Origin of the sequence: Streptomyces sp. NPDC059201 (assembly GCF_042754585.1) — a bacterium.
Lineage (GTDB): Bacteria > Actinomycetota > Actinomycetes > Streptomycetales > Streptomycetaceae > Streptomyces.
In genome coordinates this window covers 202,581-225,145 of record NZ_JBHZBB010000002.1, presented here as the reverse complement: position 1 = coordinate 225,145, position 22,565 = coordinate 202,581, and the positions used below count along the sequence as shown (strand labels likewise).

Genomic DNA, 22,565 nt, shown 5'->3' with positions numbered 1-22,565 from the left:
GGTTCACGGCCGCACCAACGGCTGGAGGTCGGCGAAGCGCCGCTCGCCGATCCCGTCGACCTCGCGCAGCTCCTCGACCGCGCGGAACCCGCCGTGCTCCGTGCGGTGATCGACGATCCGCCGCGCGAGCACCGGCCCCACTCCCGGCAGCCCGTCGAACTGCTCGGCCGTAGCCGTGTTGAGGCTCAACGGCACACCACTCCCACCGGGCCCCGACCCCGCCCCAGCCCCAGCCCCCGGCCCACCCCCGCCGCCCTGCGCTCCGGGCACCCCGACGAGCACCTGCTCGCCGTCGAAGAGGACCCGGGCCCGATTGAGCCCCGTCAGATCCGCCCCCGCCCGCACACCCCCGGCGGCCCGCAACGCGTCCGCGACCCGCGACCCGGCCGGCAGCGTCAGCACCCCCGGCCGACGCACCTTCCCTCCCACGTCCACGACGACCTCAGCCGAGGCGCCGACACCACCAGGACCGCCCGAACCACCCCCCGAACCAGGTCCGGACGCCTCCGCCGCCACAGGCGAAGCCGCCGCGGGCGAAGCCGCCACCGGCGCGACCCGCAGGAGCTCCGGCGCCCGCACCTGCTCCGGTCGCCCCGCCCAGAAGAAACCACCTGCCGCACAGGCCGCCACCACCAGCACCACGCCCAGCGCCGCCAGCGACCTCGGCTCCAGCCCGCACCGTGTCTGCACCCACAACGGCAACCGCTCCCGCACAGCGGCCCGCCACCGCCGCTCCCCCACCACGACATCCACCGGCGGTTCGACCACCGGCTCCGAGACCGGCGGCGGGAACAGCGCGTCCCCCCGTTCCCGTACGACCCCCGCCTCACGCCCAGCACGACGGGGCCCCGAAGCACCCGGCCTGAACCGGGAGGAAGGCGAGGAGGTGACGGATGACGACAAAGCAGAAGAGGCCGGCAAGGCGGCCGTACGAAGATCCATGTCCTCGACGGTAGGGTCCGCCACAGCCCCGTGCCGTCGCCCACCCAACTCCGTGGAGAACGACGCGCTTGTGGACAACTCCCTCACCCACAAGGGTGAGAGAGCCCGTCTCAGCGCGGTGAGACGACCACCGCGAGCAGCCCCGGCCCCGTGTGCGCGCCGATGACCGCGCCGACCTCGCTGACGTGCAGCTCCGCGATGCCGGGCACCCGTTCCCTGAGGTGTTCCGCGAGCGCGTCGGCACGCTCCGGCGCGGAGAGGTGGTGGACGGCGATGTCGACGGGGCCGGAGCCGGCCTGCTCGACGGCCAACTCCTCCAGCCGCGCGATCGCCTTCGACGCGGTCCGCACCTTCTCCCTCAGTTCGATGCGCCCGCCGTCGAGTTCGAGGAGCGGTTTCACCGCGAGCGCGGAGCCGAGCAGGGCCTGCGCGGTCCCGATCCGCCCGCCCCGGCGCAGATAGTCCAGGGTGTCGACGTAGAAGTAGGCAGAGGTGTCCCCGGCGCGCTTCTCGGCCGCCGCGACCGCCTCCTCCAGCGAGCCGCCCGCCTCCACGACCTCCGCGGCCGCGAGGGCGCAGAAGCCGAGGGCCATGCCGATCATGCGGGTGTCCACGACCCGTACGGGAATGGGCGCGTCCTTCGCCGCGAGCACGGCGGCGTCGTAGGTGCCGGACACCTCGGCGGAGAGATGGAGGGAGACGATCCCGCGCGCACCCGCCTCCGCGGCCTCGCGGTAGGTGGCGGCGAAGACCTCGGGGCTGGGCCGGGAGGTGGTGACGGGCCGCCGCTTCTGCAACGCCTCGGCGAGCGATCTGGCCGAGATCTCGGTGCCCTCCAGGAGGGCGCGGTCGCCGATGACGACGGTCAGCGGGACCGCGGTGATGGCGTGCCGCTCCATCGTCCGGGGTGGCAGGTAGGCCGTTGAATCAGTGACGATCGCGACATGCCGGGACATGAGCGGGAGGTTACCCGCAGCGACCGCCGCTCGGCAGCCCGGCCCCGGTCACAGCCCGTCCGACGGTCAGCCGGCGGACTCAGGACGGGCCGTCTTCTCCCACGGGTACGAGGTCGCCCGGGGGTCCGGCGCGGTGATCGCCTGCGGCGCGTCCCCGGCCTGCGACTGCCCCTGGGACTGCCCCTGAGACGGCCTCTGCGCCTGTCCCTGCGGCTGCGACTGCGCCTGCTGCGGCCCGGGGGCCGTCTCGTACCAGGCCGGCTGCGCGGCCTCCGGTCCGGCCGTTCCCAGGTCGTCGGTGGTGGTCCAGTGGCGCAGCGCGCCCGCCTCGACGTCGATCTGCGCGCTCAGCGAGTCCAGGTCGTCCTCGGCGAACCGGCGGGCCCGGTCGCGGGCGGCCTGCCGCAGCGCGTCGGCCGAGCCGGTGATCCGCTCGGTCCGCTCCGTGAGCCCGGGCAGCTGCCCGGCCACGTACGCCTTGTTCGGCTCACGCTCCAGGCGCTTGAGGTCCTCGTCGAGCTCGCGTCCATGGGCGCTGAGCCGTGCGAAGAGGTCGAGAGACTCCCGCAGCGAGGCGTCCTCGACCGCACCCGCCTGGAGCGCGTCCTGGGTGGCGCGCATCGACGTGCGCAGCGAGAGCCGCAGTTTGGCCAGCTCGGCGGCGACGCCGGCCTGACCGAAGCTCTTCGCCCGAAGCGTGGTGTCCTCGACCGTGCGGCGGGCCTGGTCGAGGGTCCGGTCGACGCCGCGCTTCGCCGCCTTGGCCACCTTCACCGTGGCGTAGACCCCGAGCGCCACGAACGAGAGGAAGAGCAGCGCCAGGATCGTGACAATCGTGGCTTCCATGTGGGTGGCTCCTCAGGCTCCGTCGGCGTCCCACGGCTGTGGTCCTTCCACGGTAAACGGAACGGGCAGGCTGGAGGTTCCATCGGAACCCCCAACCTGCCCGTAGGGGAAACCCCTAGGCCCGCCGAGGCACTCAGGCCACGATGTTCACCAGCTTCGGCGCGCGCACGATCACCTTGCGGATCTCGGCGCCGCCGAGGGCGTTGACGACGTGCGGGTCGGCCAGGGCCAGCGTCTCCAGCTCGGCGTCGGAGATCGCCGGGGAGACCTCCAGACGGGCCTTGACCTTGCCCTTGATCTGCACGACGCAGGTCACGGTCTCGTCGACCACGTACGCCGGGTCAGCGACCGGGAAGTCCTGGTGGACGACCGAGTCGGTGTGGCCCAGGCGGCGCCACAGCTCCTCCGCGATGTGCGGGGCGAGCGGGGCGACCAGCAGGACCAGCTGCTCGGCGACGGAGCGGGAGAGCGCGCCGCCGGTCTTGGTCAGGTGGTTGTTCAGCTCGGTGATCTTGGCGATGGCCGTGTTGAAGCGCATCCCGGCCATGTCGCCGGAGACGCCGTCGATCGCCTTGTGCAGGGCGCGCAGCGTGTCCTCGTCGGGCGCGGCGTCGACGACGGTGACCTCGCCGGTCGCCTCGTCGACGATGTTGCGCCACAGCCGCTGGAGCAGCCGGTACTGGCCGACCACCGCGCGCGTGTCCCAGGGGCGGGAGACGTCCAGCGGGCCCATCGCCATCTCGTACAGGCGCAGGGTGTCGGCGCCGTACTCGACGCAGATCTCGTCGGGCGTGACGGCGTTCTTCAGGGACTTGCCCATCTTGCCGAGGACGCGGCTGACCTTCTCGCCCTCGTACCAGAACGCGCCGTCGCGCTCCTCGACCTCGGCGGCCGGCACCGCGATGCCACGGGCGTCGCGGTAGACGAACGCCTGGATCATGCCCTGGTTGTAGAGCTTGTGGAACGGCTCGGCCGAGGAGATGTGGCCCAGGTCGAAGAGCATCTTGGACCAGAAGCGGGCGTACAGCAGGTGGAGCACGGCGTGCTCGGCGCCGCCGACGTACAGGTCGACACCGCCGGTGGGCATGCCGTCGCGCGGGCCCATCCAGTACTGCTCGATGGCCGGGTCGACCAGCTTCTCGGCGTTGTGCGGGTCGAGGTAGCGCAGCTCGTACCAGCAGGAACCCGCCCAGTTGGGCATGGTGTTGGTCTCGCGGCGGTACTTCTTCGGCCCGTCGCCCAGGTCGAGGGTGACGTTGACCCACTCCTCGTTGCGGGAGAGAGGGGTCTCGGGCTGGGTGTCGGCGTCCTCCGGGTCGAAGGTCCGCGGCGAGTAGTCCTCGACCTCGGGCAGCTCCAGCGGGAGCATCGACTCGGGCAGGGCGTGGGCGACGCCGTCCTCGTCGTAGACGATCGGGAAGGGCTCGCCCCAGTACCGCTGGCGGCTGAACAGCCAGTCGCGGAGGCGGAAGTTGACGGTGCTCTCGCCGATGCCGCGGTCGGCCAGCCAGGCGGTGACCTTCGCCTTGGCCTCGACGACGCCCAGGCCGTCCAGGGAGATCTCGTCGTTGGCGGAGTCGACCAGCTTCGCCTCGTACGAGCCGAAGGCGTCGTCCCAGGTCGACGGGTCGGTGCCGCGGTCGTCGCTCGGCTGGACGACGCAGCGCATCGGCAGCTCGAAGGCGCGCGCGAAGGCGAAGTCGCGGGGGTCGTGGGCGGGGACGGCCATGATGGCGCCGGTGCCGTAGCCCACGAGGACGTAGTCGGCGATGAAGACGGGGACCTGCTCGCCGCTGACCGGGTTGGTCGCGTACGCGCCGGTGAAGACGCCGGTCTTCTCCTTGGCGTCGGCCTGCCGCTCGACGTCGGACTTGGCGGCGGCCTGCTTGCGGTAGGCGTCGACGGCCTCGCCGGGGGTGGCGTGTCCGCCGGTCCACACCGCGTGGGTGCCCTCGGGCCACTCGGCCGGGACGATCTTGTCGACCAGGTCGTGCTCGGGCGCCAGGACCATGTAGGTGGCGCCGAACAGGGTGTCCTGGCGGGTGGTGAAGACGGTGATGGCGCCGGTGTCGCCGACCGGGAAGTCGACGCGGGCGCCCTCGGAGCGGCCGATCCAGTTGCGCTGTTGCAGCTTGATGGCCTCGGGCCAGTCCAGGCCGTCGAGGTCGTCCAGCAGGCGGTCCGCGTAGGCGGTGATGCGCATGTTCCACTGGCGCAGCTTGGCCTTGAAGACGGGGAAGTTGCCGCGCTCGGAGCGGCCGTCGGCGGTGACCTCCTCGTTGGCGAGGACGGTGCCCAGGCCGGGACACCAGTTGACCGGCGCCTCGGAGGCGTACGCCAGGCGGTACTCGCCCAGGACGTCGGCGCGCTCGGCGGCGGTCAGGTCGCTCCACGCGCGCGTGGTGCCGGGAACCTCACGCGTGCCGTTCTCGAACCGCTCGATCAGCTCGGCGATCGGACGGGCCTTGCCGGCCTCGTCGTCGTACCAGGAGTTGTAGATCTGGAGGAAGATCCACTGGGTCCACTTGTAGTAGTCCGGGTCGATCGTGGCGAACGACCGGCGCTTGTCGTGGCCCAGGCCCAGCCGGCGCAGCTGGACCTTCATGTTCTCCATGTTGGCCTCGGTGGACACGCGCGGGTGCGTGCCGGTCTGCACGGCGTACTGCTCGGCGGGCAGGCCGAAGGCGTCGAAGCCGAGGGTGTGGAGCACGTTGTGGCCGGTCATGCGCGCGTGGCGGGCGAAGACGTCCGTGGCGATGTAGCCGAGCGGGTGGCCGACGTGGAGGCCCGCACCGGAGGGGTACGGGAACATGTCCATGATGAACTTCTTGGGCCGGGAGGCGACCTCGGGGTCGCCCGCCAGGTCGCCGGAGGGGTTCGGCGCCTCGTAGGTGCCCTCGGCGTCCCAGACGTCCTGCCAGCGTGCCTCGATGTCGGCGGCCATGGCCGCCGTGTAGCGATGCGGGGCCGCCGTCTCGGCGGCCGTGTTGATCTCGGTCATGGTCCTAGAAGCTCCATCGATCGTCTCTGCCCACTGCCACGAACTGCCACGAAATGAAAAATCCCCTCGCACAGGAGGGGACGCCGCGCCGACTCCGACGGGGTTTCTTCCGCCCGTCGGGACTGGTCAGCGCGGCTCGATAAGCAGGAGGCGTACGGCACGCATGGCGCCAGGGTACCGCAGCGCTCACACGGGCCGCATCGATGTCCAGGGGGCGGCGGCTCTCGCGGCGGCTCTGCCTGCGGCTCTCTCGGCGGCTCTCGCAGCGACTCTGTCTGGGACACGAAGAAGCGGGCCATCCGATCCGGATGACCCGCTTCTCTGATCTGTGGAGCTAAGGAGAATTGAACTCCTGACCTCCTGCATGCCATGCAGGCGCTCTACCAACTGAGCTATAGCCCCTCGTGCGGCGTTCAGCTTACCGCAGAAGCGCGGAGAGCCATCCGATACGGATGGCCCGTCTGCCCTTCTGTGGAGCTAAGGAGAATTGAACTCCTGACCTCCTGCATGCCATGCAGGCGCTCTACCAACTGAGCTATAGCCCCTCGAGATCGTCTCCGCCCGGGCCCTCTCGGGTCTTCCTCGCGGCGACGGACAGAACAGTAACCGTCCGCCGGGCAGATCTCCAAATCCGTTTCTCCGGCGTTGCCGGAGGCTCCGGGTAGGGTCGCCCCCTGTGTCCCCCTCCGCGTCTTCCCCCTCTCCGTCCTCCCCGTCCCGCGCCCGGCCGTGGCCCCTGGTCGCCGCCGCGGCGGTCTGTCTGATCTCGTTCGCGGCCTTCTGGGTGGCGCAGCGCGTCGCCCACGTGAACATGCTCGACGTGATGGTCTACCGGGCCGAGGCCGAGACCCTGCGGGCCGGCGGCGACCTGTACGCGATGCGCGCCACCTCGGCGAACCTGGCGATGACCTATCCGCCGTTCGCCGCCGTGCTGTTCCTGCCGCTGACCCTGGTGGACGTCCCTCTGATGCGGACGCTCTCCACGGCGGGGAACCTGCTGCTGGTGGTGGCCCTGGTGCGGCTCTCGCTCCAGCTGGTCCGCCCCGTGCTCGCCTCGCCCGCGCGGCGCGCCGACCTGTGGCGTACGACACTGTGGGTCGCGGCGGTCGTGGTCTGGTGCGAGCCGGTGTGGACGACGCTGCGGTACGGGCAGATCAACCTACTGGTCGCGGTGGTCGTGCTGTGGGACTTCACCCGCCGTGAGGGAAGCCGCTGGGCCGGCCTCGGCATCGGCCTGGCGACCGCGGTGAAACTCACACCGGGGCTCTTCGTCGTGCTGCTCCTCGCCGCGGGCCTGCTGCTGTGGCGGCGCGACCGCGCGATGAACCAGTGGCTGCGCACCGCGCTGACGGCGACCGGGGTCTTCCTGGTGACGACCCTGGCCATGGTGGTGGCGCTGCCCGCGGACTCCAAGACCTTCTGGACGCGGACGCTGTTCGAGACGGGCCGGGTCGGGCACGCGGAGGAGACCGCCAACCAGTCCCTCAGCGGCGTCCTCGCCCGGCTGATGCACACGGACTCGCCCGGCCTGTGGTGGCTGGCGGCCGCGATCCTGCTGGGCGGCGCGGCGATGGCGCTCGCGGTACGGGCGGCGGTGCGCGGCGACAAGGCGGTGGCCGTGGTCGTCACCGCGTTCACGGCGCTGATGGTCTCGCCGATCTCCTGGTCCCACCACTGGGTCTGGTGCGTGCCGCTGCTGATCCTGCTGTACGACCGCGCCACGCGCGCGTGGGCGGTGACGGGCGCGGTCGGCCTGGCCTTCGCGTCGTTCGCGCTGTGGTGGGTGCCGCACGACCCGGGGCGTCCCGAACTCGACCAGAACGCGGGTCAGATGCTGCTGTCGGCGGTCTATCCGCTCACGGCGACGGCCCTCTTCGCCGGGTACGCGCTCGTGGTGTGGCGGACGCGCCGTCCGGCGGCCCCGGCGTCCTCCCCGGAGGCCGTCGTGGTCCGGGAGCCTCAGGCCGTGGCGAAGGAGTAGAACCGCTTGAGGGTGCAGTGCTCGTCGAGGAGCCGGCCGTAGATCGGCTCCCCCTCGAGTTCGCGGTAGGTCTCGATCGGGTCGCCCTTTATGATCAGCGCCCGCGCGCACTCCTCGCACCAGTACTGGTAGTCGGGATTGACGGGGTCCATGTCCCGCACGATGGGCGTGCCGCTGCCGCACCAGTCGCACTTCCGCCTGTGCGCACCCAAAGGCCACCCTCCCGTCCGGACCTGGTTCCCCCTCCGGCCGTCCGATTCTGCCATGGCGGGGCGGCCGCCCAGAAGTGACAAAACGACGGATCCCGCCCCCCTTTGCGGGGAGCGGGATCCGGTGACTGTGGAGCTAAGGAGAATTGAACTCCTGACCTCCTGCATGCCATGCAGGCGCTCTACCAACTGAGCTATAGCCCCTCGTGTTCTTCGCGCTCGGCGCTGCGAACAAGATGAACTTTAGCCGGTGACCTGCCGGAAAGTGAAATCCGGGCCGCTGGGGCCCGGCCCGGGTTCAGGTGTCGTCGCCGAGGACCGGCTCGGGCAGCGAGCCGGCGTTGTGCTCCAGGAGGCGCCAGCCGCGCGCGCCCTGGCCGAGGACGGACCAGGAGCAGTTCGAGAGGCCGCCCAGGCCCTCCCAGTGGTGCGGCTCCAGACCGAGGAGCCGGCCGATGGCGGTCCGGATGGTGCCGCCGTGGCTGACCACGACCAGGGTGCCGTCCTGCGGGAGCTTGTCGGCGTGCTCCAGGATCACCGGGGCGGCCCGGTCGGCCACCTCGGTCTCCAGCTCGCCGCCGCCCCGACGCACCGGCTCGCCGCGCTTCCACGCGGCGTACTGCTCGCCGAACCGCGCGACGATCTCGTCGTGCGTGAGCCCCTGCCACTCCCCCGCGTACGTCTCGCGCAGCGCGGCGTCGTGGGCGACGGTGAGACCGGTGAGACCGGCCAGCTCGGCGGCGGTGGCCGCCGTCCGCTTCAGGTCGGAGGCGACGATCGCGTCGGGGGCGAGGGCGGCGAGGAGCCGGGCGGCCCGGCGGGCCTGGTGGACGCCGGCCTCCGTGAGCTCGATGTCGGTCGAGCCCTGGAAGCGGCGCTCCAGGTTCCAGGCCGTCTGGCCGTGGCGCCACAGGACGATACGGCGGCCGCTGCCGCCCTTGGGGGCGCTCAGCTCAGCTCACCGTCCGCCCTGTCGGCGCCGGTCAGGGAGGCGTGCTCGGCCGCCTTGCCGCGGGTCTTGAGGGCGTCCTCCGGGAGGGGCAGCTCGGGGCAGTCCTTCCACAGCCGCTCGAGGGCGTAGAAGACGCGCTCCTCGCTGTGCTGCACGTGGACGACGATGTCGACGTAGTCGAGGAGGATCCAGCGGGCGTCCCGGTCGCCCTCGCGGCGCACCGGCTTGGCGCCGAGCTCCTTCTGGAGCCGCTCCTCGATCTCGTCGACGATCGACTTGACCTGGCGGTCGTTGGGCGCGGAGGCGAGCAGGAAGGCGTCGGTGATCGACAGCACGTCGCTGACGTCGTACGCGATGATGTCGTGAGCGAGCCGGTCGGCCGCCGCCTGGGCGGCGGCGTTGACGAGCTCGATGGAGCGATCCGTGGCGGTCACAAGCAGGCTTTCGTCGGCGGTCCAGTACCCCTCCAGGGTCTCACGGACCGCCGACGACCCCGTCAACGTTTACGAGGCGCCCGGAATCTCGTAGTCCCGGCCGAGGACGACGGTGACGGCGGCGGTGCCCGCGGGCTTGCCCTTGGTGACCGATCCGGCCGGCAGACCGAGGGTCTCGGCGACCTCGACGGCCGTCGCCTTCTGGGCGTCATCGGCGTAGACGACCTCGGACTTCGCCCGACTCTCGGTCTTGGTGCCGCCGACGAAGGCGTAGCCGCCGTTGATCAGGACGATCTTGGCCGCCTCGACGGCGTCCTCGCCGGTTCCGTCCTTGATCGAGACCCGCGGCACCCCGCCGGCGTCGACGGCGGTGACCTTGCCGCCGAGGATGTCCTTGACCACGCTGTCGCCGCCGCCCTCGGCGAGCGCCCCGTCCTGGCCGACGGGGAGCAGCGCCGTCTTGTACGCGCCGGTCTTGGCGTGGTCGGCGAGCTGGGCGAGGGAGGCGGCGAGGTCCTTCTCGGGGAGCGACGGGTCGGCGATCTGCTGGAGGTACTCGATGACGGCCATGGCGTTCCCCGCGTCGCTGGGCATCTTGCGCAGCATGCCGTTGACGACCTGGCCGAAGCGCTGGAGCTGCTTGGCCTCGGCCTCGCCGGAGGCGCGGAAGCTGGCGTAGGCGACGGCGGCGCGGCCGTTGAGGGTCTGCCCCTCGCCCTTGGTGACGAGCGGTTCGGCGCCCTTCTTGCCCTTGGGGTCCGGGACGGTGGCGTCGGTGTCGACCTCGATGCCGCCGAGGTACTCGACGAGGTTCTCGAGGTACGGGGTGTCCAGGCGCCAGGTTCCGGCGATCTTGGCGCCGAGGAGGGTGTCGAGGGCTTCGCGGGTGCCGCTGGAGCCGTCCTCCTCGACGGACTTGCCGAGGGTGGTGGCGGAGCCCTCGGCGTCGGCGACGGCGAGGGAGTTGGGCAGGAGCACGGTGGTGCCCTGCTTGGTGGTGGTGTTGTCCACGAGGAGGGCGGTGGAGGTGCTTCCGCTCCGGAGGTCGTGGAGGTGGAGGATGATCGTGTCGCGCTGCTGCGGGCCGGTGGCGGCCTGGTCCTTCTGCTCGGGGTCGCCGGTGCCGGGGAGGAGTCCGGCGGACCAGAGGTAGCCGACGCCGCCGACGACGGCGAGGACCAGGACGACGACGAGGGCGATCACCCGGTTGCGGCCTCGGCGGCGGGCCTCCTCGCGGCGCTCCGAGCGGCTCTCGGTGAACTTGAGCCAGTCGATGACGTCCTCGGAGTCCTCGTCGGGCTCCTCGATGAAGGAGAACTGCTCGGTGCGGTACTCCCGGTCCTCGTCGGCCGCGGGCCGGCGGGGCGCCGGCGGGGCGGGCGCGGCGGCGGGCGGCTCGGGGGCGGGCCGCTGGCCGGGGACTCCGGCGGGCGGGGCGGCGACGGGCGCGGCGGGCTCGGCGGTCTGCCACTGCTGTCCGCCGCCGTAGGTCTCGTACGGGTCGTAGGCGGGCTGCTGGACGTAGCCCTGCGCCTGTCCCTGTCCCTGGGCCTGCGCGTGGCCCTGCCGGCCGTCGTACGTGTCGTACGAGGGCTGCTGGGGGGCCTGGGGCTGCTGCGGGGCCTGGGGCTGGGCGTAGGGGTCGTAGCCGTACGACGTCTGCTGCTGTCCGGCGTACGGGTCGTACGCGGACTGCTGAGGGGCCTGGGCCGGCTGCTGGTACACGGGCTGCCCGTAGGCGTCGTAGCCGATGATCTGCGGCTGCGGCTGGTACGGGTCGTACGGGTTCTGCTGGTCGTTCACCGGTGCCCCTCCCCGGGACTCACTCGCCGCGGTACAGCTGGCGCTTGTCGATGTAGCGGACCACGCCGTCCGGGACGAGGTACCAGACGGGGTCGCCCTTCGCGACCCGTGCGCGGCAGTCGGTGGACGAGATGGCGAGGGCGGGGATCTCGACGAGGGAGACTCCGCCCTTGGGCAGTCCGTCGTCGGTGAGGTCGTGGCCCGGCCGGGTGACGCCGATGAAGTGGGCGAGGGCGAAGAACTCGTCCGCGTCCCGCCAGGTGAGGATCTGCGAGAGCGCGTCGGCCCCGGTGATGAAGAAGAGGTCGGCGTCGCTGTTGAGGGAGTGCAGTTCGCGCAGGGTGTCGATGGTGTACGTCGCGCCGCCGCGGTCGATGTCGATGCGGCTGACCGAGAACTGCGGGTTGGAGGCCGTGGCGATGACCGTCATCAGATAGCGGTCCTCGGCGGGGGACACGGCCTTGTGGCTCTTCTGCCACGGTTGACCGGTCGGTACGAACACCACCTCGTCCAGGTGGAACAGGGCGGCGACCTCGCTGGCCGCCACCAGGTGTCCGTGGTGGATCGGGTCGAACGTCCCGCCCATCACGCCGAGGCGGCGCTTGCCGCTGCCGCCAGTAGGCACTTCCTGCTCTCCCATGCGTGCAGAGCCTACTGGCACGGCGGCGGACGCCGGCTCAGCGGCCTCCCGGTGTACGTCCGGCTCAGCGGTCGCGGTTGAAGCGGGTGGTGATCCAGAGCAGCAGCATCAGCGCGAGGAAGGCGCCACCGCCCGTGACGTACGGGTTGAGGCTGTCGTGGTTGCCACCGTGCTCGGCGCCCTCGGAGGCAAGCGTGACGAGGTTGGCGGCGGTGCTGTGGAGGCTCATCTTCGGCAGACCTATCCGATCGGGGGTGGGAGCGGAGACTTCGCGCACATCGTATGCGGGCCGTCCCGCCCGGCTCACGCCGACTCAGGCGTTGGCGTCCTCGGCGTCCCCGGACTCTCCACGGGCGGGGGTGTCGGCGGGCTGGTCGGCGCTCTCGGCGCCGCCGTATCCGCGGAGCAGGAACCAGGCGAGGAGGGCGCCGCCGACCATGGAGATCAGCAGGACGATACGGAGCGTGTCACCCGGGCCCTGCTGCGCTGCTGCGGCGATCCCGGTGAGGGCTGCGGTGGCGGCGGTGTCCGGCATGCGGGTCGTGCTCCCTCGTTGTCCACAGGGCCGAGCGGGACGCGAGTTGTCCACAGGCCCTCCGCCCACGGTAGCGCCCTCGCCTAGGGTGGGACGTGTCAGGGGGACGAGGACCGACTCGTACGGATGGGCAGGGGGCGTTCATGACCGAGAACCATGACGGGAACAAGCAGGGGAGCGTGCCGAGCAGGCAGCGCAAGCGGTTCCCCGACATCTCCTCGCGGGCCTACGAGCACCCGGCGGACCGTTCGGCGCTGGTGGCGCTGAGGAAGCTGAGCGGTTTCGACACGGTGTTCAAGGCGCTGAGCGGGCTACTGCCCGAGCGCAGCCTCAGACTGCTCTACCTCTCCGACTCCGTCCGGGTGAGCGACGCGCAGTTCTCCCACCTCAACGACATGCTGCGGGACGCCTGTTACGTCCTGGACCTGGACAAGGTCCCGGCGATGTACGTGACGCAGAACCCGGTGCCGAACGCGATGTGCGTGGGCCTGGACGAGCCGGTGATCGTGCTGACGACGGGGCTCGTCGAGCTGCTCGACGAGGAGGAGATGCGGGCGGTGATCGGCCACGAGGTCGGTCATGCCCTCTCCGGCCACGCGGTCTACCGGACGGTGCTGCTGTTCCTGACGAACGTGGCGCTGAAGGTGGCCTGGATCCCGCTGGGGAACGTGGCGGTGATGGCGATCGTGACCGCGCTGCGCGAGTGGTTCCGCAAGTCGGAGCTCTCGGCCGACCGGGCTGGGCTGCTGGTGGGGCAGGACCTCCAGGCGTCGATGCGGGGTCTGATGAAGCTCGCCGGCGGCAACCATCTGCACGAGATGAACGTGGACGCGTTCCTCGCCCAGGCGGACGAGTACGAGAAGGCCGGTGACCTGCGGGACTCCGTCCTGAAGATCCTCAACGTGCTGCCGCGTTCGCACCCCTTCACCACCGTGCGGGCGGCGGAGCTGAAGAAGTGGTCGGAGAGCCGCGACTACCAGCGGCTGCTGGACGGCCACTACCCGAAGCGGTCTGAGGACAAGGACGCCTCGGTCACGGACTCCTTCCGGGAGTCGGCCGGGCACTACGCGCAGACGGTGAAGGAGAGCAAGGATCCCCTGTTCAAGCTGGTCGGTGACATAGCCGGCGGCGCCGGTGACCTCGCGGGCGACCTGGGCGGACGCCTCCGGACGGTGTTCGGCGGCGGCGCCCCGAAGGAGCCCGGCAAGGACACGGGCAAGGACGCCGGCGGGGACGCGGACAAGGACACGGGCGAGGGCTCGGGCAAGGGGTCCGGCGAGTAGCCGGGGCCCGCGCGTATCCGGGGCTCGTCAGGGCTTGGGCTGGGCGGCCGGGGCGAGGGCTCCGCAGAGGGCGGGGGCGCCGGGGCGGCCGGTGGCGTAGGGGTCGGTGAGGGCCGGTCCGGCCTTCGCCGGGACCTCGGCACCGGCCAGCAGCGGCCTGAGCCCGCCGCCGGTGTCCGCGCCGCACGCCTGCGGTCCTGCCTCGACGGTACTGGTCAGCAGCTCGGCCCGGTGCATGCGCAGGTCCTCGCGGTCGAAGCGGAGGTGCAGGGTGCGGTGGACCGTGAAGAGGGAGGCCGCGGCGGGGGCGCCCGGGACCTGGGCGGCGGGGCGCAGCGCGTAGGTGAAGGTGTGGTCGGTGGTGACGTCCAGCGTGTCGGGGGTGACCTCGGCGAAGCGGAGCGTGCCCTGGACGCGGGGCGCGGGCTCGGCGACGGCGACCTGGCGCGGGTCGAAGCGGACGACCCAGGCGGCGAGGGCGTGCCGGCCGTCGTCGGCGGGTGACTCGACGCTGCGGTCGAACTGGGCGAGCTGATCGGGGTCGATCAGCAGGCGGGCGGGCCGGACGGTCTGGCTCGCGAGGACGTCGGGTTCCAGGGAGGAGGCGACGAGGTAGTCCTTGGCGATGCTGAGGGCGGTGACGACCTGGCCCTCGGAGAAGTGGGTGGTGCGGGCGGCGACCGGGAGGTCGATGCCGGCGGCGGCGGTGCCGTGCTCGGCGGCGGGGCTGCGGGCGAGGAGCCGGGCGGGGTCGCCGCCGGGGACGGGGCCCTGCGGGGCGAGCGGGACGACGGTGGTACGCAGCGGCTCGGCGCGCTGGTCGACCGGGGGCTGGTAGGGGTTGCGCAGGCCGAGATAGACGGCCGTGCCGAAGGCGAGGAGGATCAGCAGGACCAGGAGGAGGGCCTGGCCGGAGCCTGCGCGGCGGCGGCCGGTGCCGGGGCGGCTGCGGACGGCGAGCGCGTGCTCACCCATCCGTTCGTTGGCAGAGAACTCCTGGAGGTGGGCAGCGCGGACGAACGCCTCGTCGAAGACGACGGCTCGGTACTCGTCCTCACCGCCGGGGAGTCCCTCGGGAGTCCCCTCAGGCGGGTCGCCACGCCCTGCCATACCTTCAGGGTAGGTCGGCGGCGGCCTCGGTAAACGCCCAGGTACACGACAAGTTCGGAAGTTTTCCGCCGTCGGGGTGACGCTCCGGGCGGGGCCGGGGCGGCCGTCCGGGTGGTGTCAGGGTGTGCGGGGCGCGACGGAGGCCGGCGGGGATGTCCGGTCGGCGGTCGCGGGGCGGGCGGTGGCCCGTGGGGCGGCGGCGGTGGCCGGGGTGCCGGTGAGGACCGGGACCGGGGGCGCGGCGGCCGGTGAGGCGGCGGGCGGGGCCGGGTTGGGCTGGTCGACGCCGGTGGAGGCCGGCGGGACCTGGTCCTGGCGGTTGGCGGCGGCGCCGCGGTAGACGGCGGTGAAGGCGAGGGCCACCATGCCGATGCCCATGAGGAGGGCGAGGAGCCAGGCGATGGGCCGGTGCCAGCGGGCGCTGCCCTTGTAGGGGCGCAGGGCGCCGCCGTGGCGGCCGTAGGGGCTGGCGTCGTCGCCGATGTCGTCGGGCTCGTAGGTGAGGCCGACGGGGTCACGGCCGTCGTCGTAGAGGTCCTCGTCCCCGGCGCCCCTCAGGGCGCGGGCGCGGGCGGATTCGGCTTCGGCGCGGGCCTGGGCGGAGGCGAGGAGTCGCTCGACGGCCGTCGGCTCGTGGATGGCGGCGGCCCGGACGAACTCCTCGTCCAGGACCACGTCCCAGCGGCCCTCGTCGGCGCCTCCGCGCTCGTCGTCGGGCTCCCAGCCGTTCGGGGACGGCCTGCCCCCCACGTCGTCCGGCACGGATTCAGAGTAGACCGGGGAAGTGCTTTTGGGCAGGGAGAGTGCGAACTCTCCCCGCCCGTACCGAAAGGAGGTGTGCGGGATGGTGTTACCGGATGTGACCGTCGCCCGTGACGATGTACTTGGTGGAGGTGAGCTCCGGAAGGCCCATGGGGCCGCGGGCGTGGAGCTTCTGGGTGGAGATGCCGATCTCCGCGCCGAAGCCGAACTGTCCGCCGTCCGTGAAGCGGGTGGAGGCGTTCACGGCCACCGTGGTGGAGTCGACCAGCTGGGTGAAGCGGCGGGCGGCGGCCTGCGAGGTGGTGACGATGGCCTCGGTGTGGCCGGAGGTCCACATGCGGATGTGTTCGACGGCCTTGTCGAGGGAGTCGACCACGGCGGCGGCGATGTCGTGGGAGAGGTACTCGGTCTCCCAGTCCTCGGCGGTGGCCGGGACGACGGTGGCCTTGGTGCCCTCGGCGTGGGCGAGGACCCGCTCGTCGGCGTGGACGGTGACGCCGGCCTCGGCCAGCGCGTCGAGCGCGCGGGGCAGGAAGGCGTCGGCGATCGACCGGTGGACCAGGAGGGTCTCGGCGGAGTTGCAGACGCTGACCCGCTGGGCCTTGGAGTTGATCAGGATGGCGACGGCCATGTCGAGGTCGGCGTCGGCGTCGACGTAGACGTGGCAGTTGCCGGTGCCGGTCTCGATGACCGGGACGATGGACTCCTCGACGACGGTGCGGATGAGGGAGGCGCCGCCGCGCGGGATGAGGACGTCGACGAGGCCGCGGGCGCGCATCAGCTCGCGGACGGAGTCGCGGGACTCGCCGGGGACGAGCTGGATCGCGTCGGCGGGCAGCCCGGCGCCGCCGATGGCGTCGCGGAGGACCGTGACGAGGGCGGTGTTGGAGGCGTAGGCAGAGGAGGAGCCGCGGAGGAGGACGGCGTTGCCGGCCTTGAGGCAGAGGGCGGCGGCGTCGACGGTGACGTTGGGGCGGGCCTCGTAGATGATGCCGACGACGCCGAGGGGGACGCGGACCTGGCGGAGGTCGAGGCCGTTGGGGAGGGTGGAGCCGCGGACGACCTCGCCGACCGGGTCGGGCAGGGCGGCGACGTGGCGGACGTCGGCGGCGATGGCGCGGACCCGCTCGGGGGTGAGGGTGAGCCGGTCGATGATCGACTCGCTGGTGCCGGCCTCCCGGGCCTTGGCGATGTCCTCGGCGTTGGCCTCGACGATCTCCGCGGTGCGGACCTCCAGGGCGTCCGCGATGGCGAGGAGGGCTTCGTCCTTGACCGAGCGCGGCAGTGGCGCGATCTGTGCGGCGGCGCCACGGGCCTGGTAGGCGGCCCGGGTGACCGGGGTCAGGTTGTCGAGGGGCGTGAGCGAGGTCATGCCCGCAGGGTACTGGCACGGGCGGGTCCGTCAGGCACGTACGACGGGCGCATCCCGCAGTGCGAGACGCGCCCGTGCCACCGTACGGACGGCGGGGGCCCGGCCCGTCAGGACCCGGGCCCCCGGCCGGTCAGTAGGGGTGGACTCCGACCGGGGCGGCGGGCGGCGGGCCGTAGCCCTCCGCGATCCGGAGGTGGTAGGTCTCCCGGTCGATGACCTCCAGGCCGACGATCTCCCACGGCGGGAGCTTCGCGGTCTGCCGGTGCTCGCCCCAGAGCCGGAGGGCGACGGCGGCCGCGTCGTGCAGGTCGCGGGCCTCCTCCCAGTACCGGATCTCGGCGTGGTCGTTGGCGTAGCGGCTGGTCAGCAGGAAGGGGTGGTCGTGGGCGAGCTGTTCCAGCCCGCGCCGCACCTCCTTCAGCGGCGACTCGACGCCGGACACGCTGAGGGTGACGTGCCACAGCTTGGACAGGGGGCGCTCCCCCGCGCCGCCGTCCCGTGCACCCGTCTCGGCTGCTGTGCTCCTGCCTTCCGTGTCCTCGTCCCGTGCCGCGTCGAAGTCGGCTCCGGCCTCGACACTCGTCAGGGCGCGTTCGGCCGTCCCGCGGGGCAGTGCCCCTGGGCGCGCTCGTCTCACCGGCGGCCTCCTGTGTGATGCGTGTGGTGCTGTACCCCGCGTTGCTCGTTACCCCCGAGACAAAGTTGACCAGTCCGAGCCGCCGTATGGGGCGGTTTTGGTAAAGGTCCCTTCCGGATGGCAGGAGTTTCAGCCGTTTCGGCGGCGGTTTCGCAAGGGCTTCCGCACGCGGTTTTGGACAGCGTCAGCCGAGGACGACGAGGTCGTCGCGGTGGACGACCTCGCGCTCGTACTCGGGGCCGAGTTCCCTGGCGAGTTCGCGGGTGGAGCGGCCCAGCATCCGGGGGAGTTCCTTGGCGTCGAAGTTGACGAGGCCGCGGGCGACGGGGCGGCCGGTGCCGTCGCGGAGCTCGACCGGGTCGCCGGCGACGAAGTCGCCCTCGACGGCGGCGATGCCCGCGGCGAGCAGCGACTTCTTGCCCTCGACGACGGCCCGCACGGCTCCGTCGTCGAGCCCGAGGGAGCCCTGGGGCGTGGAGGCGTGGGCGAGCCAGAGGAGACGGTCGGCGGAGCGGCGGCCGGTCCGCTGGAAGTACGTACCGGTGTCGCGGCCGGCGAGGGCGTCGGCGGCGCGGCTGGCGGAGGTGAGGACGACGGGGATGCCGGCGGCGGCGGCGATCCGGGCGGCCTCGACCTTGGTGACCATGCCGCCGGTGCCGACGCCGGCCTTGCCGGCGGAGCCGATCTCGACGTGGGCGATGTCCTGGGGTCCGCCGACCTCGGCGATCCGGGAGGTGCCGGGCTTGGCGGGGTCGCCGTCGTAGAGGCCGTCGACGTCGGAGAGGAGGACGAGGAGGTCGGCGCGGACGAGGTGGGCGACGAGGGCGGCGAGCCGGTCGTTGTCGCCGAAGCGGATCTCGTCGGTGGCGACGGTGTCGTTCTCGTTGACGACCGGCAGCGCGCCCATGGCGAGGAGCTGGTCGAGGGTGCGGTAGGCGTTGCGGTAGTGGGCGCGGCGGCTGGTGTCGTCGGTGGTGAGCAGCACCTGGCCGACGCGGACGCCGTAGCGTGCGAAGGAGGCGGTGTAGCGGGCGACGAGGAGGCCCTGGCCGACGCTGGCGGCGGCCTGCTGGCGGGCCAGGTCCTTGGGGCGGCGGGTGAGGCCGAGCGGGGCGAGGCCGGCGGCGATGGCGCCGGAGGAGACCAGGACGATCTCCTTCTCGCCGCCGCTGCGGACCTTGGCGAGGACGTCGACGAGGGCGTCGACCCGGTCGGCGTCGAGGCCGCCGGCGGCGGTGGTGAGGGAGGAGGAGCCGACCTTGACGACGATCCGGCGCGCCTCGGTGACGAAGGGGCGGGTCACGGACGGCGCGGTCGTGAGCTGAGGGGTCGTGAGCTGCGGGCTCGCGGTCTGCGGGGTCACGTCCTGTCGGTTCATGTCCTGCTGCACCGTCGCCATCTCCGTCGCCACCTGCGCCTCGCTCGCTGTTCCGGCGCCGTGCGCTCCCGGCACGGTCGCGAGGGGCAATCTACGCGAGCCGGGAGGGCTGCCGCTCCTCCGTTTCGCCTTCCGGACCGGAAGGCCGGTCGGGGGCGCGGCTGACGAGGATCCGGCGGGAGATCAGGTAGGTGAAGGGGATGGCGACGACGGCGGCCACGAGTGGCGCGATCCGGTCGTCCATGCCGGCCCAGGTGACGAGCGCGTACAGACCGGCGCTCTGCACCACGTAGTTGGTGACGTTGGTGAGGGGGAAGAGGGCGAACTTCTTCCAGGTGGGGCGGGTGCGGTAGGTGAAGTAGGTGTTGAGGAAGAAGGAGCCGACCATGCTGAGCAGGAAGGCGAGGGTGTACGCGGCGAAGTACGGCATCCAGGGGTGCAGCAGCAGGTAGCAGCCGAAGAAGGTGCCGGTGTTGATCCCGCCCACCACGCCGAAGCGGATGATCTGGCCGAGCTGGTCTCGCATGGGCCCATCAGATCGCCGAGAGATGAACGGGGCATGCCGGGCGGGCGACCCCCGCACGACGAACGGCCGCCTCGTACGGGCGCGGCACCCGCCTCGTACGGGCGCGGCGCCCGCCTCGTACCGGTGCGAAGGCCGCCTCGTAGCCCCTCCGTACCGACGCGAAGGCCCCCTCGTACGGATGCGTACGAGAGGGCCGTTCGGCGTTGCGGGCGAGGGGGTTAGACGGCGGCGCCTCGGCGGGCGGTCCAGCCGGCCCAGGCGGAGCCGATCATGTCGCGGACGTCGTACCGCGCCTTCCAGCCCAGCTCGGCGGCGATGCGGTCGGCGGAGGCGACGACGCGGGCCGGGTCGCCGGGGCGGCGCGGGGTGACGACGGGCTCGGTCGTGTGCTCGGTGATCTCGTTGATCAGCGCGACCATCTCGGTCACGGAGACGCCCTCGCCGCGCCCGATGTTGACGGTGAGGTCGCGCGGCTCGCCCGCCTCGGCCCACTCGGCGAGCTTGCGGGCGGCGACCAGGTGGGCGTCCGCGAGGTCCTCGACATGGATGTAGTCGCGGATGCAGGTGCCGTCCGGGGTGGCGTAGTCGTCGCCGAAGATCCGGGGGGACTCACCGGCGTCGAGCCGCTCGAAGACCATCGGCACCAGGTTGAAGACGCCGGTGTCGGCGAGCTCGGGGGTGGCCGCGCCCGCCACGTTGAAGTACCGCAGGCAGGCGGTGGCGATGCCGTGCGCCTGGCCGGCCGCGCGGACCACCCACTCGCCGGCGAGCTTGGTCTCGCCGTACGGGCTGAGCGGGGCGCAGGGCGTCTCCTCGGTGACGAGGTCGACGTCCGGCATGCCGTACACGGCGGCGGAGGAGGAGAAGAGGAAGTTGCGCACGCCGGCCGCGGCGACCGCCTCCAGGAGGACGGTGAGGCCGACGATGTTCTCGCGGTAGTAGTGCAGCGGCAGTTCGACGGACTCGCCGACCTGCTTCTTCGCCGCGAGGTGGACCACGCCGGTGACGCCGTGCTCGGCGAGCGTCCGGTCGAGCAGCTCGCGGTCGAGGGTGGAGCCGACGACCAGCGGTACGCCCTCGGGCACGCGGTGCGCGTATCCCGTCGACAGGTCGTCCAGGACGACGACCCGCTCCCCCGCCGCCGTCATGGCCCGGACCACGTGCGCGCCGATGTATCCGGCACCACCGGTGATCAGGTACGTCATGCTCTCCCCACATCCCTTGTCGCTGAGCATCCGCGGAGGTCGACCGCGGAAATACACCGTACCTGCTGCCCGCCGGGCGGCCCCGGTACCGGCGTCGAGGCCCCGGAGCACCCGCCGCAGGGGGGCGCGTGAGCGGTGCTCGCGCGCCCTGGAAGCGGTCCGCGGAGGCGGCATACTGGTGCTGCTCACTCTCCGCATATGTACGTGTTCGAGGAGTAAACAGCAGTGCGAAATCCCGAGTCACCCCGGCTGCTGGGGGTCTACCGCCGAGCCGTTCCCGACCGCGTGCGACGGGCCGTCGTCGCGCAGGTGGACGCCGATGTGCGCCGCCGCGTGAAACTGCGCATCGCCAGCGGGACGGCGGCCGCCGAGCGCCTCCGACGCAACCGGCTGGCCAGGCGGTACGCGGCGCTCACCGCAGGACCGGGCCGCGCGGTGATCAGCGTCGGCCGGGAGCCGAAGGTGGCCCTGATCGCCGAGGGCATCACCCCCCTGCGGGCCCGCCGGGCCAATCTGGAGGCGGTGCTCGGCGCGCTCTCCGCCGCCGGCGTCCCGCACTTCTGCGTCCCCGGCAAGTCGGACACCTCGTCCGCGGTGGCCGTGCGCGAGGAGGACCGGGCCGCCGTGCTCGCCGCCCTCGCCCGCGCCTGCGAGCGGGAGCCCGGCTACGCGGCCCCGGTCACCGGGAAGGGCCCGTCGGGCCGCCACTCCCAGCCCGGTTTCTCCGCGGGGACCTGGCACCGGCTGCGTACCGCCGCCGTCCTGCGCGTGACCTGGTACCGCGCCGACCCCACCCACCAGCTCAAGCTCGGCGAGCCGTACGGCTGCGACGTGGAGTTCTGGCGCGAGGAGGACGGCGAGCTGGCCGCGCCCCGGCCCGGCCGGGTCACCGCCACGCTGCCCCGGGACGGCCGGATGGTCGACGCCCCGGAGTCCTGCTTCACCGACTTCACCGACGTCCGCGCGCGCGCCGTGACCGCCCCCGCCGACGCCCCGCTCGTCCCGGCCCGCGCCGAGACCGCCGTCGTCCGCGCCGACCAGGTCACCTTCCCCGTCGACGTCGTCTACACCTGGGTGGACGGCTCGGACCCGGAGTGGCTGCGGCGGCGCGCGGAGTACGCCGGCGAGGCGTACCACGCGGAGGCGGCCAACGCGGCGCGCTACCTCAGCCGCGACGAGCTGCGCTACTCGCTGCGCTCCCTGCACCTCTACGCGCCCTGGGTGCGGAACGTCTTCCTGGTCACCGACGACCAGACGCCGGAGTGGCTGGACCCCACCGCCGCCGGTCTGCGGGTGATCTCGCACAAGGAGATCTTCCGCTCCCCCGAGGTGCTGCCGACCTTCAACTCGCACGCGATCGAGTCTCAGCTGCACCACATCGACGGGCTCGCCGAGCACTTCCTCTACCTCAACGACGACGTGATGCTCAGCCGGGAGCTGACCCCCGGGGACTTCTTCCACGCGAGCGGGCTCAGCAAGTTCTTCCCCTCCCCCGCGCTGGTGCCGCTGGGCGAGCGGAGCGTCGACGACCCGCCGGTGGCGGCCGCGGGCAAGAACAACCGCCGGCTGATCGAGGAGCGGTACGGCTCGGTCCTGGTGCAGAAGATGAAGCACATGCCGCATCCGCTGCGGCGCAGCGTGCTCGCCGAGATCGAGACGGAGTTCGCCGTCGAGTACGGCCGCACGGAGGCGAACCGGTTCCGCAGCGTCGACGACATCTCCATCGCCTCCTCGCTGCACCACTACTACGCGTTCCACACCGGCCGCGCGGTCCCGTCGAACGACCTGCCGTACGCGTACTTGGACCTCACCCACCCGTGGACGGAGACCCGGCTCGGCCGGCTCCTCGCCCAGCGCGACCGGGCGGTCTTCTGCGTCAACGACACGGTCTCGACGGAGCAGGACGCGGGCGGGCAGAAGGACCTCATCACGCCGTTCCTGGAGGCGTACTTCCCGGTCCCGAGCCCGTACGAGAAGCGGTAACCACACGACG

Annotated in this window: 21 protein-coding genes and 3 tRNA genes; 3 read left to right on the top strand and 21 right to left on the bottom strand. The window is 72.3% G+C overall.

Annotated elements, in window-relative coordinates; genetic code table 11:
- Positions 1-3 precede the first annotated feature (3 nt).
- The 6 genes from ACFXMG_RS06830 to ACFXMG_RS06805 all read right to left on the bottom strand — a co-directional run bounded on the left by ACFXMG_RS06830 (position 4) and on the right by ACFXMG_RS06805 (position 6,290).
- Positions 4-942, bottom strand: a complete 939-nt coding sequence (locus tag ACFXMG_RS06830; RefSeq protein WP_383821747.1) for a helix-hairpin-helix domain-containing protein — start codon at positions 940-942, stop codon at positions 4-6.
- Positions 943-1,052: 110 nt separating this feature from the next.
- Positions 1,053-1,898, bottom strand: a complete 846-nt coding sequence (locus ACFXMG_RS06825; RefSeq protein ID WP_383821744.1) for a DegV family protein — start codon at positions 1,896-1,898, stop codon at positions 1,053-1,055.
- A 66-nt stretch (positions 1,899-1,964) separates the two neighbouring features.
- Positions 1,965-2,744 carry a hypothetical protein gene (locus tag ACFXMG_RS06820; RefSeq protein ID WP_383821741.1) on the bottom strand — a complete coding sequence of 260 codons (780 nt, stop codon included), beginning with the start codon at positions 2,742-2,744 and terminating at the stop codon, positions 1,965-1,967.
- A 133-nt stretch (positions 2,745-2,877) separates the two neighbouring features.
- Positions 2,878-5,745, bottom strand: coding sequence for a leucine--tRNA ligase (gene leuS, locus ACFXMG_RS06815; protein WP_383821738.1), 2,868 nt, complete (start codon positions 5,743-5,745; stop codon positions 2,878-2,880).
- Between the two features lie 329 nt (positions 5,746-6,074).
- A tRNA-Ala gene (locus ACFXMG_RS06810) sits at positions 6,075-6,147 on the bottom strand.
- Between the two features lie 70 nt (positions 6,148-6,217).
- Positions 6,218-6,290 (bottom strand) — tRNA-Ala (locus ACFXMG_RS06805).
- A gap of 131 nt (positions 6,291-6,421) precedes the next feature.
- Between ACFXMG_RS06805 and ACFXMG_RS06800 the strand changes: the two genes are divergently transcribed.
- The gene (locus tag ACFXMG_RS06800; RefSeq protein WP_383821735.1) at positions 6,422-7,726 is read left to right on the top strand and encodes a glycosyltransferase 87 family protein; all 1,305 of its coding nucleotides are present in this window, start codon (positions 6,422-6,424) and stop codon (positions 7,724-7,726) included.
- On the opposite strand, the gene ACFXMG_RS06795 is transcribed toward ACFXMG_RS06800, so the two are convergent.
- The 8 genes from ACFXMG_RS06795 to ACFXMG_RS06760 form a co-directional block, all read right to left on the bottom strand.
- Positions 7,705-7,878 carry a hypothetical protein gene (locus ACFXMG_RS06795; protein ID WP_158718759.1) on the bottom strand — a complete coding sequence of 58 codons (174 nt, stop codon included), beginning with the start codon at positions 7,876-7,878 and terminating at the stop codon, positions 7,705-7,707. The two genes, ACFXMG_RS06800 and ACFXMG_RS06795, sit on opposite strands and share 22 nt — an antisense overlap.
- Before the next feature lie 188 nt (positions 7,879-8,066).
- A tRNA-Ala gene (locus ACFXMG_RS06790) sits at positions 8,067-8,139 on the bottom strand.
- Positions 8,140-8,233: 94 nt separating this feature from the next.
- A complete protein-coding gene (locus ACFXMG_RS06785) occupies positions 8,234-8,887 on the bottom strand; it encodes a histidine phosphatase family protein (RefSeq protein ID WP_383821844.1) in 654 nt (217 codons plus the stop codon).
- Positions 8,884-9,321, bottom strand: coding sequence for a ribosome silencing factor (rsfS, locus tag ACFXMG_RS06780; RefSeq protein WP_383821732.1), 438 nt, complete (start codon positions 9,319-9,321; stop codon positions 8,884-8,886). Before rsfS ends, ACFXMG_RS06785 begins: the two co-directional genes overlap by 4 nt.
- Before the next feature lie 69 nt (positions 9,322-9,390).
- On the bottom strand, positions 9,391-11,124 hold the full coding sequence (locus tag ACFXMG_RS06775) for an LCP family protein (RefSeq protein ID WP_383821730.1): 1,734 nt from the start codon (positions 11,122-11,124) through the stop codon (positions 9,391-9,393).
- A 19-nt stretch (positions 11,125-11,143) separates the two neighbouring features.
- A complete protein-coding gene (gene nadD, locus ACFXMG_RS06770) occupies positions 11,144-11,764 on the bottom strand; it encodes a nicotinate-nucleotide adenylyltransferase (RefSeq protein WP_383821727.1) in 621 nt (206 codons plus the stop codon).
- 64 nt (positions 11,765-11,828) lie between these two features.
- Positions 11,829-11,993 (bottom strand): hypothetical protein, encoded by a 165-nt coding sequence (locus ACFXMG_RS06765; protein WP_030494103.1) that lies wholly within the window; start codon positions 11,991-11,993, stop codon positions 11,829-11,831.
- An 84-nt stretch (positions 11,994-12,077) separates the two neighbouring features.
- Positions 12,078-12,299 carry a hypothetical protein gene (locus ACFXMG_RS06760; RefSeq protein ID WP_383821855.1) on the bottom strand — a complete coding sequence of 74 codons (222 nt, stop codon included), beginning with the start codon at positions 12,297-12,299 and terminating at the stop codon, positions 12,078-12,080.
- Between the two features lie 143 nt (positions 12,300-12,442).
- On the opposite strand from ACFXMG_RS06760, the gene ACFXMG_RS06755 reads away from it, so the two are divergent.
- A complete protein-coding gene (locus ACFXMG_RS06755) occupies positions 12,443-13,582 on the top strand; it encodes a M48 family metallopeptidase (RefSeq protein WP_383821722.1) in 1,140 nt (379 codons plus the stop codon).
- Positions 13,583-13,609: 27 nt separating this feature from the next.
- Here the strand turns inward: ACFXMG_RS06755 and ACFXMG_RS06750 are convergent, their stop codons facing one another.
- The 7 genes from ACFXMG_RS06750 to galE form a co-directional block, all read right to left on the bottom strand.
- A complete protein-coding gene (locus ACFXMG_RS06750) occupies positions 13,610-14,692 on the bottom strand; it encodes a hypothetical protein (RefSeq protein ID WP_383821720.1) in 1,083 nt (360 codons plus the stop codon).
- A gap of 117 nt (positions 14,693-14,809) precedes the next feature.
- On the bottom strand, positions 14,810-15,454 hold the full coding sequence (locus ACFXMG_RS06745; RefSeq protein WP_383821717.1) for a hypothetical protein: 645 nt from the start codon (positions 15,452-15,454) through the stop codon (positions 14,810-14,812).
- 88 nt (positions 15,455-15,542) lie between these two features.
- On the bottom strand, positions 15,543-16,826 hold the full coding sequence (locus ACFXMG_RS06740; protein WP_383821715.1) for a glutamate-5-semialdehyde dehydrogenase: 1,284 nt from the start codon (positions 16,824-16,826) through the stop codon (positions 15,543-15,545).
- A gap of 130 nt (positions 16,827-16,956) precedes the next feature.
- Positions 16,957-17,463, bottom strand: a complete 507-nt coding sequence (locus ACFXMG_RS06735) for a hypothetical protein (RefSeq protein WP_383821712.1) — start codon at positions 17,461-17,463, stop codon at positions 16,957-16,959.
- A gap of 184 nt (positions 17,464-17,647) precedes the next feature.
- The gene (gene proB / locus ACFXMG_RS06730) at positions 17,648-18,916 is read right to left on the bottom strand and encodes a glutamate 5-kinase (RefSeq protein ID WP_383821710.1); all 1,269 of its coding nucleotides are present in this window, start codon (positions 18,914-18,916) and stop codon (positions 17,648-17,650) included.
- Positions 18,917-18,932: 16 nt separating this feature from the next.
- On the bottom strand, positions 18,933-19,367 hold the full coding sequence (locus ACFXMG_RS06725) for a GtrA family protein (RefSeq protein WP_383821708.1): 435 nt from the start codon (positions 19,365-19,367) through the stop codon (positions 18,933-18,935).
- A 218-nt stretch (positions 19,368-19,585) separates the two neighbouring features.
- Entirely contained in the window at positions 19,586-20,572 is a 987-nt protein-coding gene (gene galE / locus ACFXMG_RS06720; protein WP_383821705.1) for a UDP-glucose 4-epimerase GalE, read from the bottom strand.
- Between the two features lie 225 nt (positions 20,573-20,797).
- Here galE and ACFXMG_RS06715 point away from each other — a divergent pair, with 225 nt between their 5' ends.
- Positions 20,798-22,555: a stealth family protein gene (locus tag ACFXMG_RS06715; RefSeq protein WP_383821702.1), complete on the top strand. Its 1,758-nt coding sequence runs from the start codon at positions 20,798-20,800 to the stop codon at positions 22,553-22,555.
- Positions 22,556-22,565: the final 10 nt, after the last annotated feature.